General features: G+C 37.6%; 15 protein-coding genes. 4 read left to right on the top strand and 11 right to left on the bottom strand.

Translation table 11 applies throughout. The features are described from left to right. Positions 1 to 237: 237 nt before the first annotated feature. The gene (locus B4A24_RS04625) at positions 238 to 837 is read left to right on the top strand and encodes a hypothetical protein (RefSeq protein WP_293943078.1); all 600 of its coding nucleotides are present in this window, start codon (positions 238 to 240) and stop codon (positions 835 to 837) included. Positions 838 to 1,398: 561 nt separating this feature from the next. Here B4A24_RS04625 and B4A24_RS04630 read toward each other — a convergent pair. The 4 genes from B4A24_RS04630 to B4A24_RS04645 all read right to left on the bottom strand — a co-directional run bounded on the left by B4A24_RS04630 (position 1,399) and on the right by B4A24_RS04645 (position 4,378). Then, complete coding sequence (locus B4A24_RS04630; protein WP_293943080.1) at positions 1,399 to 2,307, bottom strand: DUF4625 domain-containing protein; 909 nt, start codon at positions 2,305 to 2,307, stop codon at positions 1,399 to 1,401. A gap of 182 nt (positions 2,308 to 2,489) precedes the next feature. Then, the gene (locus B4A24_RS04635) at positions 2,490 to 2,675 is read right to left on the bottom strand and encodes a CsbD family protein (protein ID WP_108635218.1); all 186 of its coding nucleotides are present in this window, start codon (positions 2,673 to 2,675) and stop codon (positions 2,490 to 2,492) included. A 344-nt stretch (positions 2,676 to 3,019) separates the two neighbouring features. Then, positions 3,020 to 3,640 carry a hypothetical protein gene (locus tag B4A24_RS04640; protein WP_293943083.1) on the bottom strand — a complete coding sequence of 207 codons (621 nt, stop codon included), beginning with the start codon at positions 3,638 to 3,640 and terminating at the stop codon, positions 3,020 to 3,022. Between the two features lie 141 nt (positions 3,641 to 3,781). Beyond that, a complete protein-coding gene (locus B4A24_RS04645) occupies positions 3,782 to 4,378 on the bottom strand; it encodes a methyltransferase domain-containing protein (RefSeq protein WP_293943085.1) in 597 nt (198 codons plus the stop codon). Positions 4,379 to 4,895: 517 nt separating this feature from the next. On the opposite strand from B4A24_RS04645, the gene B4A24_RS04650 reads away from it, so the two are divergent. Then, positions 4,896 to 5,561, top strand: a complete 666-nt coding sequence (locus B4A24_RS04650) for a TetR/AcrR family transcriptional regulator (protein ID WP_293943087.1) — start codon at positions 4,896 to 4,898, stop codon at positions 5,559 to 5,561. A 98-nt stretch (positions 5,562 to 5,659) separates the two neighbouring features. Here B4A24_RS04650 and B4A24_RS04655 read toward each other — a convergent pair whose 3' ends face one another. Next, positions 5,660 to 6,973 (bottom strand): aminotransferase class I/II-fold pyridoxal phosphate-dependent enzyme, encoded by a 1,314-nt coding sequence (locus B4A24_RS04655; RefSeq protein ID WP_293943089.1) that lies wholly within the window; start codon positions 6,971 to 6,973, stop codon positions 5,660 to 5,662. Between the two features lie 216 nt (positions 6,974 to 7,189). On the opposite strand from B4A24_RS04655, the gene B4A24_RS04660 reads away from it, so the two are divergent. Together B4A24_RS04660 and B4A24_RS04665 are read left to right on the top strand one after the other, a co-directional pair. Beyond that, a complete protein-coding gene (locus tag B4A24_RS04660; protein WP_293943091.1) occupies positions 7,190 to 8,290 on the top strand; it encodes a nucleotidyltransferase domain-containing protein in 1,101 nt (366 codons plus the stop codon). 418 nt (positions 8,291 to 8,708) lie between these two features. Continuing rightward, positions 8,709 to 9,980: a protoporphyrinogen/coproporphyrinogen oxidase gene (locus B4A24_RS04665; protein WP_293943093.1), complete on the top strand. Its 1,272-nt coding sequence runs from the start codon at positions 8,709 to 8,711 to the stop codon at positions 9,978 to 9,980. Here B4A24_RS04665 and B4A24_RS04670 read toward each other — a convergent pair. The 6 genes from B4A24_RS04670 to B4A24_RS04695 form a co-directional block, all read right to left on the bottom strand. Beyond that, a complete protein-coding gene (locus B4A24_RS04670; protein ID WP_293943095.1) occupies positions 9,975 to 10,916 on the bottom strand; it encodes a glycosyltransferase family 4 protein in 942 nt (313 codons plus the stop codon). The two genes, B4A24_RS04665 and B4A24_RS04670, sit on opposite strands and share 6 nt — an antisense overlap. 11 nt (positions 10,917 to 10,927) lie before the next feature. Continuing rightward, a complete protein-coding gene (locus B4A24_RS04675) occupies positions 10,928 to 12,094 on the bottom strand; it encodes a glycosyltransferase family 4 protein (protein ID WP_293943097.1) in 1,167 nt (388 codons plus the stop codon). Positions 12,095 to 12,319: 225 nt separating this feature from the next. Further along, complete coding sequence (locus tag B4A24_RS04680; RefSeq protein WP_293943099.1) at positions 12,320 to 13,282, bottom strand: nucleotidyltransferase family protein; 963 nt, start codon at positions 13,280 to 13,282, stop codon at positions 12,320 to 12,322. A gap of 30 nt (positions 13,283 to 13,312) precedes the next feature. Continuing rightward, positions 13,313 to 15,154, bottom strand: coding sequence for a glutamine--fructose-6-phosphate transaminase (isomerizing) (gene glmS, locus B4A24_RS04685; protein WP_293943101.1), 1,842 nt, complete (start codon positions 15,152 to 15,154; stop codon positions 13,313 to 13,315). A 201-nt stretch (positions 15,155 to 15,355) separates the two neighbouring features. Then, on the bottom strand, positions 15,356 to 16,399 hold the full coding sequence (gene gldN, locus B4A24_RS04690) for a gliding motility protein GldN (RefSeq protein WP_293943103.1): 1,044 nt from the start codon (positions 16,397 to 16,399) through the stop codon (positions 15,356 to 15,358). A 29-nt stretch (positions 16,400 to 16,428) separates the two neighbouring features. Beyond that, on the bottom strand, positions 16,429 to 17,727 hold the full coding sequence (locus B4A24_RS04695) for an SUMF1/EgtB/PvdO family nonheme iron enzyme (protein WP_293943105.1): 1,299 nt from the start codon (positions 17,725 to 17,727) through the stop codon (positions 16,429 to 16,431). Positions 17,728 to 17,752 lie beyond the last annotated feature (25 nt).

A 17,752-nucleotide genomic window follows, 5' to 3' on the forward strand; every position in this document is an offset into this window, starting at 1 on the left:
CCAAATATCAGGCACGGCAAAGAGCCCTTGACACAGTTTCCAATAGAGAGTGCTCGCCCCTACTTGTTGTAAAGATACAAAAAGCTTGGGGGTTCGCAAACCCTACGCCTCGTGTCATTTGAAATTTGCCGTTTCGATATCCGAGACTACAATCAACGAACCGATTGTACTACAAATATACAAACAACAGACATAAATATCAAAAGTTTTTAAATAAAAAATACGCTGATTTTTAATATGGCCAAAGTAACTAACATAATCCTTTCCGAAAAAATATCGACCCGAATTGATGATATTCTAGAAAAAACAGGGTTTACATTATTAGGGCTGGCCGTTTTCACAGATATTGGCAAAAGTGCCATCAAAAGCTACCATAGCAAAACAATACCTATTTCTGTCGAAACAGTAGACAAAATATGCAAGCCACTTTCTATAAGTCTCGTAGAATTTTTTGATTTCGAATCTGAAATTATACTTTTGAACAGCGCCATCGAAGAAATAAAATATTTTAAAGAGAGAAATAAAGAGAATATCAATGAATACTTTTCGGGGGAAGAGACTAACGCATTTCCTCTTTTAAAAGATAATAGAGGTAAGTGGGAAATTAAGGTAATTGCATATATAGTCCTCCACACTCCATTTTTTAAAACCACCAAGACAACTGCCGAAGTTCAAGAGTATTTAGAAACTAAGTATTCAGTATTGTTAAACCCCGATAGGATTTATAAATTATTAAAAAAGCATGTAGGAGTGTCTCTTATCCAAGGGCAGACTAATCGCATAAATAAAGACGGTTCCATATCAGCTCAAATAGTTGCGACCTATATAAAAAAATAGATTCAGTTCAACTATAATAAGAAAACTCTAGGTCCTCCAATGATTCCCGTTTTAGACACTCGTACTGCTTCCCATTAAAACAGAATGCGGATCTTTATTTTATAACCCCTAGTTTTAAACTGAGATTGGCTCAAATGGAAGTCGCATAAGCAGAGTAAGAAACATGACTGATTAAACCGACTTTTATCCGTACTAAGTATATGCCTTGGCAAAAATTTCTAAAATCACACCTAGTCAACTCTTCGAATACTTCTACGGCGATGGCGAGCGTCCGATGATTGGAATCGTACCTTCCAAATAAACTAAGTGATGAATAAACATTAACCAAAAACAAATTCCAAAAACTTTTGATATTTAAATATTTATCATTATATTAGTAATGCCGGTTAAAGTAAAACCAACTCTAACTAAGCCTCCTGAGTTACATCTGGAGGCTTTATTTTAAATCATCCTTGAATTTCAATAAAGTACTTTTCATAAAAATTAGGTTAATAAAAAAGGTAACTCCCCTTGCATCGCCCGATGATAGGGGAGTTTTTTTATATTAAAGGGCCTATTGATTTAAAACGTAATTGTAATAGGAATAGACTTGAATGTACTCATGTTAAAAGTTGTATTTTTATATAAAATAACAAGATTGTACTGACCAGATTGCCATTGTCTGTCGCCTGCAATTTGACTACCCAAGCCATCTTTCTCCGCACCGATAATAATATCGTCACCACTGAGGGCTCCATCGACCAACTTATAGGTATTGACTTTAGATGCTGGCCCCAAATCTTTATGCTCCACCTTAGAGATAATGATAGCCTTTGTCAAGTCAAGTTTATCTATGATTTCAGGAAAATAATTCAGCGTCCGTTTGATCAATGCTGTATATAGGATACCATCACCTTGTATCTGCTTAATCTGTGCCCGGGCTGTAAACTTATCCCCTTTTTTGAACAGCAAGGGGTTTTCGACATAGGTATTCATATAATAGATCATCTCGTCATTTCGGGAGAAAATATCACGGTCTACGACAGGATCGACGGGCATATTAGCCGCATCGAAGATCTGAAAATCTTCCTTTAGCTCCAGCTTCGATCCGCTTGCATCATTTACAATGAAGAAAAAATCAAATTTACCTTCGGGTGCTTCCAATGGAATAGTAAAATGCTTATGTACATTGGCATTTTTTAGTCCTTTAAACTCATCCCATGTGATTTCCATTTTCCATGATGAGGTATAGGTCTCCCCTACCTTGGGTAAAATCTTTACTTGAACGGATTCGATTTTGTCTCCCGCAAGGAGATCCGCATTAAAATGGAAGTCCCGTCCTCTGATCGCCTGCTTATTATTTGCATAACCGATTTCTACATTTTCAGCCTTCGGCTGACTAATCTCGGGCACTTCCCCGTCCTTTTTGCAGGATATAAATAACCCTGCTGTGAACATAAATGCCAAGATAATTTTTATTGGTCTGATCATATGGTATAGTTTTTAATGCAATATGGTTGCAAATAAACAAACATACAAACAAAAGCAATATAGTTGCATTAATAAATCAATCCGACACCTTAACTTTATTTGGAAGTATCCCAACATGTTCACAAAAAAAGCGGACAACATTACTGCTATCCGCTTTTCATTATCACAAAAAAACACTATTTCTACAAACCGTTCAACCAATTATTTACCTCATCTTGTGTTTTTCCGGTCTTCTTCTGAAGTTTACCGACCAATTCATCTTCTTTGCCTTCTGCATACAGTAAATCATCATCCGTAAGATCTGCGTATTGCTGTTTTACTTTACCTTTAATCTCATTCCAACGGCCTTTCCAAGTTAATTCACTCATAACATTTTCCTTTCTTTTTTATAAATAGAACAGCCTAGAGCTCGATTCGTTTAAAAGAAATTGTTATAAAATGTTAAAATCGTTCCGGCTTTCCATAGCCCGCAATAGGGAGTAATAATTCATTCGATAAATAAAAATATATCCAATAATCGGAATCCTTTTGTATCTTTAATAAGTCACTCAATGATAAATCTAAAACAAAGGATATGTTCAAAAACTCCCGGCTGTGAAAATGATCAAATTATTTAAATTCGGTTATTCGCATTCAGCAGGGGAGCCTTATTTTGTAGACTTTAAGGCTATTTCCATAGACTGGAAATAGCCAAATTGACAAGCCTTTGAAATTATTCCGAACACCGAAAAGTATCCCACAGTCCATCCAACTTTGACCATACTGGGGCAGATCTTTCCTGCGGCGAAAACTGATGGAAAATAATGGTATGATCTGTACCGGGACACTTTCTCAAATGTATTGTTGCTTGCAATGTTATTGGCTGCTTGCCCATATAATCCACCATTTGAATTGTACCTATAAAAGTCGATTCATCATCTCCCTCGGACTCGGCTAATTTCTTGAATCTCGCCTTGGTTTTCTTGATCAGATCTTTTGGAAGATGACGCTTCTCAATGTTGCGATTGACTAATCCATCAAAATACATCGACAGATTATTTTCAATTGTTTTTGAATCGATTACTTGCTGGCCCTCTATATACCACAAGAAAGCATAAGACCAATACTCATCACTCTCGGGTTTGCTCCATCCTACCGTAAAACGCACATCCTCTACTCCCTTATAGGGAATCTTAGGCGCAAAATCTATCGGTATCGAAAATCGTTCGATCCCCCAGCCATCAAGACCAAGGCTATACGGAGCTTTCCAGGCTACAGGGTCAAACTTTTCCTGTGCCCGTAAGCCAATAGTGAAGACAAGAAAAAAAATTATTACAAATAAAAATCGTTTCATAATCAACTCATTTATTGCTGGTTAATCTAAGATAACAATAAATGTTTATTCGAGTATAAGCTAATTTTCTAAACCCATTTATTCAGGGAGTCAATCTCATAAAAAGAGAATCAAACTATAGAGAGCAAAAAAATAACAGCATTATATATTCTTTCTCCAAAAATTCAGGAAGCCATCACATGCCGTGTATTCCATATCAAAGCTCAATGGAATTTCGTCCCATCCACTCCAATACGTAACAACTTTGGTTCCGATAGGCATTTTTTGAAGCTGACCTCTGAGGTAATTTGTATAAGTATAATAGAGATCCTTGTTAGGAAGTACTGAATTATCAATCGGAAAGGATTGATCCAGGTTCTCGTAGAAAGAATTGTAGAAATAAAAGCCATTGTAATCAGCGAAAGAAATCTGATCAATGTTGGCATGAATAAACTCTACATTTTGTATATCATGCTTTTGAGCCAAGTCTTTAGAAACACGGACAAGCGATTCGCGTTGTTCGACACCATAAAACCTTCCATTTGTGCAAGCAGCGCCCACCAAACAAAATTTGCCAGCACCGGCTCCGATATCGAGTACTTTGTCATTCGAATTTTCAACTAAATATTGTGACGCCATCCGGGCTACATTCACAGGTGTCCAATAGCGCTCTGCCAGCTCTCTAATCCTAGGAGAATAAAGGTCATTGAATGTACTATCATCTACATTCACATCGGATCGCAATAATTTAAAAACCATTTTTTTAATTTGTAAGGATTAAATAGCTCTGATTGAAGAGCTGGGTAACAATCAACGTTGTCGAAGAAAGTATATTTTCCCTGATTTGGGGTCTATTTCAACGATTATCTTTCGGTGATTTTCATGTTCTTAGATATTCCAATCCGGATGTTCAGGATCTCTAGCTGAATATGTTTTTAATACCCGGTCGTGAGTTGATATTCCTAGTGGATTATTACCCATTCAGGACATTCATATTAGTGTCTACTAATTTACAATTTTCTATTTTAGTGTGCAACAGCGTTGTTGTCCCTCCAAAAACATATCCAATGTTTCAAAAAGAGAATTTGGAGATTATAAAAACAAGTTTTAGGTCATCGTCCGATGGCATTGATTCCTATTTCAAACAGTTCGTGTAGCGTTTTTTATAACCTTTCGTTTAAATAATTTACAACATTTTAGCTAATTAAGCCCAGGCGAAGATGATTTTTTTTATATTTGATTTTAATCCGTAAATCTTTCGGTTTCAACTAGTATTATGAACACTAAACAACAGTCGAGAAAAAAATATCAAGGAGAAAAAAACAACAAAGAGCGAACCATGGGCAAGTTAATTGCTTCAGTTGGTAAAGTTCTTGAAGAAAAAGGATATCCCGGACTTACGATAGCCAATATTTCAAAGGCGGCAGGTGTGGACCGTAAGCTCATTAGTTTATACTTTGGATCGTTGGACAAGTTGGTTGAAACTTACATAAGAGGAAAAGACTATTGGCTTTCTGCAACCGTGAACGCTGTTGAATACTTCGGCAATTCGCCTGAGGTGGGATCAAGAGGCTTTTTAGAATCTTTATTATTAAATCAATTCGAAGATTTTCTTACAAATACTGAAATGCAAAAGATATTGGCCTGGCAGATTTGTGAAGAGTCTGTACTCATGTCTGAGATGTCTCAGGAACGGGAAAAGATGAGTGCGCTATTCTTCGCTTTTGCGGATAAAGAACTTCAAGGTAAGGATCTCGACTTGAGGGCTGTCGTAACTATTCTCGTTGCAGGTATTTATTACATTGTCCTTCACTCGGCGCATACAAAAAGTACCGTTTGTGAAATCGATATCTCAACGCCAGAAGGATTGGACAGGATCAAAACTTCAATCAAGAACATCTTGGGATGGGCTTATAACTCGGTGGAACAGCCTGTCGCTTAACCCAGTGCTCCAATCATAAAGCCGCCAGAAAATTTCAGAATTAATAAGGACATAAGGTCTATGCCCTTCTATATCTCAGGTTACTGGAGAATTCGTTCTTATTCTTTTTCAGCGCTTTGTTCGTCAATGAATTCGCCGACCGCACGATCGTCTAATCGGGCTACGACCTTAAACGCATTATAGATCTGATCAACCGAATATTGATGCTCCTCCAAAGTTTCAAAAAATACTTCATTTAGCGTCCTAACCATGTTTTGGATCTGATCGTAGGATTGAAGTGTAGTGATTGTAAATCTTATCCCCGAATGATTTTTGGATACAGCGGGAAATACCCCGATGTTCAGCAAAAATCCGCGTTTGATCATCCTTTCCATAATGGTATATGCTAGCTCGGCTCTTGATGTGCCAACGAAGAATATTCCGGAATCAAAATTCGAAATTAGTGGCAGTGCGGTGTCCCTAAATAACGCGCTTGCATATTTTATCCTATTTGCCAGTTCTGTCTGCAGCTCCAAGATTTCGTCAGTTAAGTGGATCTTTGCAGAAGCTACCGCAGCACCTAAGGTCGCCGGCTGCAACGGACCGGAGGAATTGAATGGAGCCCCACAGGCACGCACCCTTCTGGCTAATTCCTTATTCGGAAAAACCAAAATACCGCCACCTGTAGCAAAGGCTTTGGCCATCGATGAGGCTACAATCATCCTTTCGTGTATGGTATGGTTGCTGAGTATATATCCTTTTCCATTTTTGCCTAATATACTCATACTATGTGCATCGTCTATGTAAGTATGAAATGAAGGATAGGACTCTAACAAATTAAAGATTTCATCAGCCGGGCAGCGATCCCCAAACATGGAATAGATGCCGTCTGCAAAATACCAAACTCGCTTGTATGTTTTTTGGAGTGTTTCAATGCGTTCCTTGAGCAAATCTAACCGATTATGTCGAAGGACTTCAAAATGAATTGGCCAATTTGCCCTAAATACGTTGATGCCGCTCAATACCGAATTATGGAGTTGTTGATCAGCGATCACAGCATCATCTGAATCCAAAATTACAGGTATGGCGGACAAGTGGGCAAGGGTGGTGGTAGGAGCAATAAGGGTGGGGGCTTCGAAAATCTCACTCATCAACTCTTCTAATTCCCTATATAATTCGATGGAAACGTAGGCTCTTGATTCGGAAAACTGCACGCCATATTTTTCCACAGCAGCTATTGCCGCACGTTTTAAACGCTCGTCATGTTCTAATCCAAGGTAGCTACAAGAGGTAAAGTTCACTAATGCTGAATCATTGATATGGATGAGATTGTCGGTTGTTAAATCACCTTCCTGAGTTAAATGAAGTATCCCTCTTTTAACGCCTTCAGAAATGCTCTGATCAATAGCGCTCATAAAATTATAATGGTTCATGGCTTTGTATTTATATTAAAGTTCTCCATTAAAGTTATCGATTTTCCTAATAAAAAGTAGTGCTATTTTTCGTTATTTGATATTATTTTATAACTTTTCTAGAGTTAGACAAATCAAAAGCACATACTTTCCTCAACAAGCAAAATGTTGTCAATAACCCATTGCCAATCTATATAAATCATTATCTTTGGATAAATTATTCTGCAAAAAATCTCAATGGACAATCAGCTAAAGGATATATTCTTTCAATTGCTACGAATAGGATTATGGGGGGAGGGAACCTTATCGGTGGATCGCCCAATGACTATCAATGATTGGCACAAAATATATCGTTATGCGATCAACCACACTATCGAAGGTTTAATTTACGATAGCTTCTCTTTTTTAGAAGAAAATCAGCTTCCACCGCAATCGCTGCGTCTAAAATGGGCAGTTAGGGTCGATCAGATTGAAAGACACAATGCCAAGATGAATAGTGTCATAGCCGAGCAGTTTACTACTTTCAGTGCGCATGGTATCCGTCCCATATTACAAAAGGGTCAGGGTGTTGCTTCTTATTATCGAGTGCCTAACCATCGGATCAGTGGGGATATTGATTTCTGTTTCGAAGAGGATGGCTATACAAAGGCACGTAACTTTCTAAAAGAGAATCACCCAAGCTTTCAGGACACTGCTGGATTCAGTTTGGATTATGATTGGAGAGGAATTCATATTGAACATCACAAAAGGACATTTGATTTTCGTAGTCCGTTGAAAAAAAAATATCTTAATCAACTTTTAAAAAAATATGAGCATGCAAAGCAGAGTTTGGTCATTAATGGCGTCCAGGTTCGGTTATTAGCACCGGAACTACAGTTGCTTCAAGTCAATATCCACATATTAAAACATCTGATTACTTATGGAATAGGCTTACGTCAATTTTGTGATTCTGCAAGACTTTATTATACAGTCTCTTCCCAAATAAATAATGAAGCACTACACCAGATCTACGAAAAAACTGGCATCCTAAAATGGATACATCTGCTGCATAAACTTTTGGTCGAAAATTTGGGGCTCCCTAAAAATAAGCTACCCTTTCCCTATCCGGACGATCTTGAAGTGGACTGGATGTTCGACGAGGTATGGTACTCGGGGAATTTCGGATTCAACGACGAACGATTTGAAAATAGCAAAACGGCAAAACTTTTTGCTCGTCCAGATTCACCCAAACGTCTATGGCAGAATTTCAAACGCTATGTCAAATATGCCCCAGAAGAGGCTATCGCGTTTCCACTGATACATACTTATTCCAAATTTTTGGGCAAGGATAGTGATTAGCACCGTCAAGATTATTTTGAACATATAAAAGGCGTATCCTCCTATTGATGAAAAATATGTGAAGCCAGCACGTATTGCATGGAATAATCTATAATTTCTTCGCCAAATGGGCCAAAGCTTTTTCCCACATTTATATAACAAGAGTATCTGCGAAGGAGTTATTAATGAATAATTAAAATACATAGTTCTGCAATTTAGAATGCCGATTATTTTTTGTTACAATAATCAACCATGTTAATTCCGTTCGAATACTCTATAGAACTTATATGATATATTAAATAAAGTGGACTGTATAACTAGTTAAGAAAAAACAACACCCACTAAAGAACACAAAAGATAAAAAATGTTACACAACGGCAACAACTTTTTTTTATATTTAAATTGTTGATTTTTTTATTTCATATTTCAACTAATTTTTATGACTGTAATAGTAATTGGTGCTGGCTTAGCTGGTCTAGGTGCTGGCATCGAATTAAAAGAACGTGGTATAGAATTTAAAGTCCTTGAATCCGCCATTGAACCTGGCGGGCTGGGGAGAACAGACTCTATCGACGATTGCTTTTTTGATTTTACGGGTCATTACTTGCATGTAAAGACTGACGAAGGATTAAAAGATCTGTTACAGGGTACTACAGAGTTTGCAAAAGTTAAAAAACGGACCGCTGTTCTTATTGACAAACAGGTTGTCCCCTATCCCGTTCAATACAATATTAAACATCTAGGAAAAGAGCTTACACATAAAATTATCAGTGAAATCGGGAAAGAAAGAAAAGAAAAATCAAATACGTTAAGTCAGTTTATAAAAGGGCATTTTGGTGAGACATTATTTGAATTATTCTTTGAACCCTATAACGAAAAACTGTGGGGTAGACCGTTGGACGAACTACCGAAGGACTGTTTGGGAAATTATTTTCCAGCTATTGACATGGATTTACTGTTAAAAAGCGCAACTTCAGACGTCCCCTACCAGGGATATAATGATTTCTTTTATTATCCAAAATCAGGCAAGATCAGTTCTATGGCAGAAGCCCTAGCTGAAAAAATAAAAAAATATATTTTTTATGAGACAGAGATAACTTCTATCAATGTCAAAAAGAAAATTTGCTATGACCTTAAGGGGAAGGAGTATAAATATGATCACCTAATTAGCTCCGTTCCCCTTTCTCAGCTTTCTTCTTTAATTGATCCTTCAAATAAAATTATATCAAATTATGAATATACAAGCATAAAGAATATCAGAATTATTATAAAGGGTTCGTTATTACATAAATACCACTGGCTCTATGTTCCAGATAAAAGGGTTCCTTTCTACAGATTAGGCTTTCCCAAGAATGTCATTAATGATACTTGTCCTCCTGGGCATGTGTCCATATCGGTGGAGGTTGAAACAAGGCATTGCCAAAACTACACCGATCAGCGAATTGCAGATCTTGTAATCCAATACTTATTAGATTATAAACTGATTGATTTTGGCAGCTTTTCTACAGTCAGTAGCATAATTATATCACCAGCATATACATATATTAGTGAAGGCCAAAAAATTATAATCAGCTCTTTGATGGATGAACTAACAGTAAATAATATTACGCCCATCGGCAGATACGGATTGTGGAAATATTTTTCTATGGAAGAAGCGTATTTATCTGGAAAGGACGCAGTACGATCGTTATTTTCTGATAAAAAACTATAATATTCTTATACAAAAAGCTATTATGTTCGTAAGTAAAGTGATTACTATTGCATAAGTAACTATCGCTTGACTTTTAACTCCGTTCTTTAACAATATGGTACTGATATGAATACCATCTCCTATTAATGGAGATTTTCCTTTCATTATTCTTTTTAAAATAGTAAAAATAAACTCAAAAATCACTAAAAAGAAAATAAAAAGGTACTCTAGAATTGTAGGGATACCCATTGACGGACGCGCCGAAATTAGTAAAAATAAGAGTGAATATATAAGCCCAAATGAACCAAGGTCGCCCATAAATAGCTTTGCTGGCGTCCAATTAAATTTTAGAAAAGCGAAAATTCCACCAATAAAAGAAAAGACAAAAGAAATGTGTTGAACATCTTTTTGATAAATCATAACACCCCCCAGAGTAATAAATACGGTCAAAATATAAGCTCCAGCTAATCCATCCATCACATCAATAAAATTATACGCATTGATAATGACACAAGATACCGCTATAAAAATGCTCATATTAAACCAGTTAAAGTTAAGATGGTTTATTTCGTTCCAATGAAGATATAAAACAACTGATGCTGTAATTTGAAATATTAGCTGAAGAATTGGTGATAATGCAGACTGAAATCTATCCTTATAAAGACCCAAGAAAACGAGAGGTAGTAATCCAAAAATATAAGATTTCAAGTGAAAATTTTTATCTAAAAAGAGCAAAATAGAAGGCATAACTCCAATAAAAATCCCTATCCCCCCTATAAGCGGAGTAGGTAAAACATGGGTTACAGTATTCGCATTAGGTTGAGCAACCATTTTCAAGTCTATTCTTTTGTTAAGCAAAAAACTGAATAAAATAAATGTAATAAAATATGATAAAACTAGCGGTAACATTACCTCAACAATAATAAATGTAATATTAGTCGAACCAGTATCTTTCATAATTTTGGAATTTAAGAGTTCAGGCGGAGCGCCTTCATTATATAATTGTTTATTTCGTTAACATCAAATTTTCTTACAGCAAATTCTCGGCCATTTAATCCGAATTCTATTATTTTCTCAGGATGAATGATAAAAAATTCCATTCTATTTGTTAAAGAATTTATATCCTGCTGATTGACCATAAATCCATTAATCTTCCCAGGAATGGATTCAATAGTTTCCCTACAACCAATAGCGTCGCTTGTTATCAATGGCCGCCCAATTGCCATACCTTCCAACAAACTTCTAGGCACCCCCTCTCTATAGGAGGGTAAAACAACTACAGATGAATCGATAATAACCGAACGAACATCATCTAACCAGCCAAGGTACTCTATCACTCGATTACTAATTATATCATTGTATAATGTCTTAGAAATACAATCAGTTCCATGTCCATCGTATTCGCCCAATAGTTTAAATGTTACATCCGGATATCTATTTTTTATAATTTTAGCTGATTCGTAAAATTCCCTTACTCCTTTTGAATTGACAAGCTTTGCTATCATAAGAAAGCTAACCTTAGATATGTCGGGCTTATTATAGGAAAACTTTTCCAAATCTACACCTGAACCATTAACAATCAAAACATTACTTCTTTTATTTAATATCTTAAGATTCGTTAATTCTTGATAATCATCTCGATTTTGAAAAAAAATTAATGTTGATCTATTTATTTTTAGACTTACCTTCAAGATTACTCGAAATAATTTATCAATAAATGTCTTATGACGTTTCTCTAGAAACATATAACCCATGCCGGTAAATAAATTAGCAATTTTGTGTATTCCGCAAATCCAAGAAACAATATTGCCATAAAGAATGGGTTTAATGGTATAAGCGAAAAAAATATCTGGCTGTACTTTGCTGAGTATATTTCTGATTTGGAAAATATACTTTAAATCAGATAAAAACGAAATTTTATTAGGGTGTAGTGTGATTTCGTAAATAGAAACGCCCCATTTTTCTAACGTCTCCCTTATTTGATTATTATTTATTTGAGGACTTATAATGCTTACATGATATTTTTTGGATAATTCCTCTATTAGTTTCCCACGCAAATTTATTATTGAATTTGAATAACTACATGATATAATAATCTTTTTATTGAGAGATTTATGGTTAGCAAGTTTTCTCATAGCATTCCGGAATAAGATCAATTCAATAAATCAATTAAAAATGTTTAACTCATGCCTATAAAAACAAATTACAAAATTAAGTTGATTATTAAACAATTAAATTTTTTGAAACCTCCCCCAGAAAGGGCGTTTTAGAATTTATCCTGGCAATTTAAATTAAATTGCCAGGATAAAACATATTTTCTCTCAATTTTCATGAAGGATTAAAAGATATCTTCAAAAAGACTAAAAATCTAAATAAATACTCTCATCTACCACTTTCTTAACTGGCCACAATCGTTGTGGATAATGCCCATCTACAATTAACTGTTGTATACTTTGCTGCACCTGTTCTTTATCCTCTTTGTAGGTTACTCCAAACCATTTTGCATCTGTGGGTAACACAGAGAAATTGGCTAGGCCTTGCTTAACCATATAGTCTGGTAGGTCTGGAATAAAAAACTCTGCTTTGGGGTTTTCGTAATTTTGTTCGACGAAACCAGGAAATAACGCACGGGCAACTTCAAAGATCTTGGGTGTGAAACCCCAGAAATTCATCGAAACACGTGTATTATTTGGTAAGATTGTTTCATCTTCCTGCTGCGCATAAACAATGCTACCCTCATTACGGTAAATATTGGTGCGTTCGGTAACACTTTGTAAGTGATCTGTCGCGTTGACTTCACATACCCCGCGGGATACATAGCCAAAATCAGACAATGTATTTCCTACTTCAAATCCAACCAGAGCCATTTCTTGATCAGTGGCTCTTTCCTTTAGAAAATCAGCCATCTTCTGGAATGCATCGTAACCATAGAAATCATCTGCATTGATCACACAAAATGGACGATCTACAGCTGGCTCAGCACTCATTACGGCATGTCCCGTACCCCATGGTTTCTGACGTTCGACTACGCGGTCTACACCAAATTTGCGTAAATCAAAATCTTGGTAGACGTACTCGACTTCAACTGTATCAGGAAGTTTGTCACCAACATTGCTCTTCATTACGGCCAAAAATTCCTCACGAATCACAAAAACGACTTTACCGAAGCCAGCACGTATTGCATCGTAAATGGAATAATCTATAATTTTTTCGCCAAATGGACCAAAGCTTTCAACTTGTTTAGCTGAACCATAACGGCTTGCCATCCCGGCAGCCAGGATAACCAGAATTGGCTTTTGGTTATTCTCTTTGTTATTTATCATTGTTTGAATTGTTATCAATAAAAAAAGACCTTATTCTACTGTGACAGATTTTGCAAGATTACGCGGCTTGTCAACATCGACAGCGCGTTCGACACCGATGTAATAGGACAGTAATTGCAATGGAATTACAGATAATAAAGGAGCTAAAATCTCATCTGCCTGAGGAACTACAATATAATCTTCCGCTAATTCAGCAGCCTGCGTATCACCCTCAGAAACCACTGCGATCAAACGTCCCTTGCGTGCTTTAATCTCCTGCATATTACTTACAATTTTCTCATAAAAAGGATCTTGTGTTGCAATAAATACCACCGGAAGCGTTTCATCCACCAAAGCAATCGGGCCATGCTTCATCTCTGCAGCAGGATAGCCTTCAGCATGGATATATGAAATTTCTTTCAATTTTAGTGCCCCTTCCAAAGCTATTGGGAAGTTATAGCCTCTACCTAAGTATAAGAAATCTGAAGATTCGCGATATTTATCAGCGATAGTCCGTATCGTTGCCTTTTGTGTTTTTAATATCCAATCGACTTGCTCAGGGATCTTTGCAAGCCCTTCAATCAATGTTTTAAAGCGTTCATCCGATATTGTCCCTTTTAATTGGGCCAGACGTAAGGCAAAAAGCTGTAATACGACCAACTGTGCCGTAAAAGCTTTGGTGCTTGCCACACCGATCTCCGGTCCAGCGTGTGTATACGCACCTGCGTCCGCTAAGCGTGCAATAGAAGAGCCTACGACATTCACAATACCAAATATCGTCGCACCTTGTTTTTTCGCAGTCTCCAGTGCAACTAGTGTATCAGCTGTTTCACCGCTTTGAGAAATAGCCAGGATGACATCATTCTCATCAATGATTGGATTGCGATACCTAAACTCAGAAGCATATTCTACCTCAACATTCACCCGGCACAGTTCCTCGATAATATATTCGGCAACTAAGCCCGCATGCCAGCTCGTACCACAAGAGACAATAATAATACGACGTGCTTTCAGTAATTTATCAGCGATACTATCTAAACCGCTTAATGTAACGCGTAACTGCTCGGCATCTAAGCGGCCTCTGAAAGAATCAAAAATTGTCTGCGGCTGTTCAAAGATTTCCTTCAACATGAAATGCTCATAGCCCCCTTTTTCTATCGCTTCGAGGTCTAAGTCGAGCCGTTGCACAAAAGGCGTGATCGTTTCATTTCCATAATTTTTGAGTATCAATTCATCGGGGCGAACGATGGCCATTTCATAATCATTGATATAAACGACATCTTTTGTATAAGCCAGCATCGGTGAAGCATCTGAGCCCAAGAAGTGGCCTTTTTCCCCTACACCAATCACTAAAGGTGATCCTTTCCGGGCAGCAATGATCGTATCCGGTAATTGCGGATCGATAAGTAAGATCACATAAGCTCCCGTAACACGTTTAAGTGCGATTCGCACGGCTTCTTCTAGTGAGCAGTTATTATTAATTTGGATATCCTCGATAAAGTTAACCAGTACTTCAGAATCTGTATCACTTTTAAAATCATATCCTTTTTGCACTAAATCAGCTTTTAATTGACCATAATTTTCAATAATGCCATTATGGATCAATGCGATCCTTCCGGAGTCCGATAAATGCGGATGCGCATTTCGGTCACAGGGCTCACCATGTGTTGCCCAACGGGTATGACCAATACCTACATTTCCACTTAGATTTTTCCCTTGAGCTTCTTGTTCCAGTGCTGCTACTTTACCTTCTTTTTTATAAAGATTGATTGTATTTTGATGTAAAAGAGCGACGCCAGCGCTATCATAGCCGCGATATTCGAGCCGCTTTAAGCCATCAATAAGGATTGGATAGGCCTCTTCCTGGCCTACATAACCAACGATTCCACACATAAAAGTTTAAGTTTAGTTTAAAATAAGTGATTTCTGTTTGTTCTGTTTGTTTTGCTTTAAGCTGTCGCCAGCTCAAACCTGTCTACCTAGACAAAATATATGCCAAGTGTCCGAATGACACGTTAACAAATCGTAAAATTTCTAAAAAGCAAAGACCTTCTCTGGGGAACAGAAAAGGCCTTTGCTTGCTTAATAATTCTTTTATAATTTTTCGGAATTTGTTTCCTCTTCGACCTTCTCTTCTCTCACTTCTTCCGTCTTGGATTGATTTTGCTGCTCCTGCGTTTTAGACTGGTTGCCCTCCAATTCTTCCGCTTTCACACCTTTTGGATTACTCCACAATTTCTTCTTGTAAGCATCCAGTTTTTCCTCTACTTTCTTACCATCCAATTGTTGCGCTCCATTTTCAGCTTCCTTTACATTTTGTAACATCCCTGGAGATGACTCGCGTACAATTGTGCTTGCAAATTTATTCTGTACAAAGAAATCGTCCATGGTCATATCATAAAGCCCTTTGTCTGGATCGGAAATATCCACTTGTACCAGGCTGTAGCGCAATTGTGGGAAATAAAGCCAAAAGGCTGGCGTAGCACCTACTGATTCGGCCAACTCCGCTGAAGTGGTAATATTCATTAGCGGAGCAACACCAATAATCCGTGTCTCCAATCTGCTGCGCTGTTTGTCAAAAAAGATATCTTCTTTCACCCGAAATTTGGTTACACGAGCAGGATCAAACTCATTCAGCGCCATTTTGGAGTCAATCTGGTTCCCTTCATCATCAAAGATTGGGACTAACACACTATCCGCAAAACGTGCCATCCCCTCTTGTGCGCTTAATCGTCCTTTGAAAGAATCGTCATCAGGGCTATAAAGCGAAAGCTTCCCTTTTTCGATCGCTTTCATTACAACTTCTATAAGAGAATTGCCCGGGATCGCCAATATATTATTTTTTTCATCCTTTAGATCAATATCACGCCATACGCGCTTGTAGAAACGGATATTCTTCTTATTCACCTCAGGATAAGCGAAAGGAACAGCATCTTCCATGCTATTGGCCTGATAAAATCCGTCTGTGGTGGGGATAGTATCGGGATTAATTTCCCCCGATTCAACCGGAATCCCGGAAATTACGTTATTTAACGTATCCTGTTGTCGAGGAACTGTATCTATTGTCGTCTCTTGCTGAGCGAACAACAACCCAACGACCAAGGTCATGGAAGCTGTCATTACTGTTTTCATTTTCATCGTAATCGTGTTTATATTTACAGCCAAGATTAATATTTACGTGTTTTACTTTGTACGGTCGGCATTTCAAATGCGGACATTACACAACGAAAGCCAATATAAGAATGCGGTTCGTAATCCACCGAATAATTCCGTGTCTCACTATTCAGCTGCTCGCCATTGTCTTTCCATGAACCACCACGTACAACTTTTCGTTTAAGGGCATCACCGTCTTTCGCATCAGCATCATACAATAATGCAGGATTAAGGTCATTGACAAATACGACTGCCGATGGGCTATAAGCATCCAATGTCCATTCAGAAACGTTACCAGCCATATTGTAGACACCAAAAGCATTTGGCATATACGATTTAACCGGCAAGGTGAATGTAGCACCATCGCGCGAGTAAGTACCCTCGCCTTGTTTAAAGTTGACAGCTAATTTCTTTTTACCTTCCGCACCGTCAATGGTCATACGAGAACCTGCTACGGTATCTTGCGGATCCAATTTACCGGATGCAGCATATTGCCATTGCGCCTCTGTTGGTAAACTCAGGCTTAGTTGATATCCATTAAGATAAGAGTTTTTCAATACTGTAGCCGCCATTTGGCTCGCACGCCAATCCGTGAACGCACGCGCTTGTCTCCATGTGACCCCAACAACGGGATAATAATCAAAAGAAGGATGGGAAAAATAATTTGCATCTAATGAGGCTAGTTGCGCATTTGGAAAATCCTTTGTCCAGATATCTTCCACCGGCATGACAGCAACGGAATCCGTCACATAGCCCTTTTTCAGATTACCCTTCGACTGTAAATAGGAAAAACGATATTTGATTACTTCTGGATTAAGTGCACGTCGATTACCTCGCATCTCCAACATTGGCGCAATGCGTTCCTGAATGCTCGGATCATTGCTCTTCCATAACGGAGAAACTTTCTTGACCTTCGCCCAATTAATTCTCCGTTGTCCTACTTGCTCCCCAGCGATCTCTAAAAAGTACTGATCATCCTGTAGGTAATCTGTCACAGCAACAGAATCAGCCACCCAATTGACAAATTCACGGTATTGTTTATTTGTTACTTCAGCTTCATCAATAAAGAATGCACTGACACTGACATTCTTACCCACATTGCCACTATCCAAAGATCCTTTAAAAAGGATTGTTCCCGAAGGAACATACACCATACCTGGGGGCGCTGGCAGCTTACCACCTCGAAAGGCATTTACTTTAGGTGCTTTATAGATTGCTGAATTTGATTTACAGGCAGAAAAGCCAATTACGATCGCCAAAACGCCAAAACCCAACAGACGATTTTTATAGACCTGTTTTAATATATTTACCATCATTTGTTATTTAAATTAGGTTGTT

The organism is Sphingobacterium sp. UBA7249 (assembly GCF_002472835.1).
Classification (GTDB): Bacteria; Bacteroidota; Bacteroidia; order Sphingobacteriales; family Sphingobacteriaceae; genus Sphingobacterium; species Sphingobacterium prati.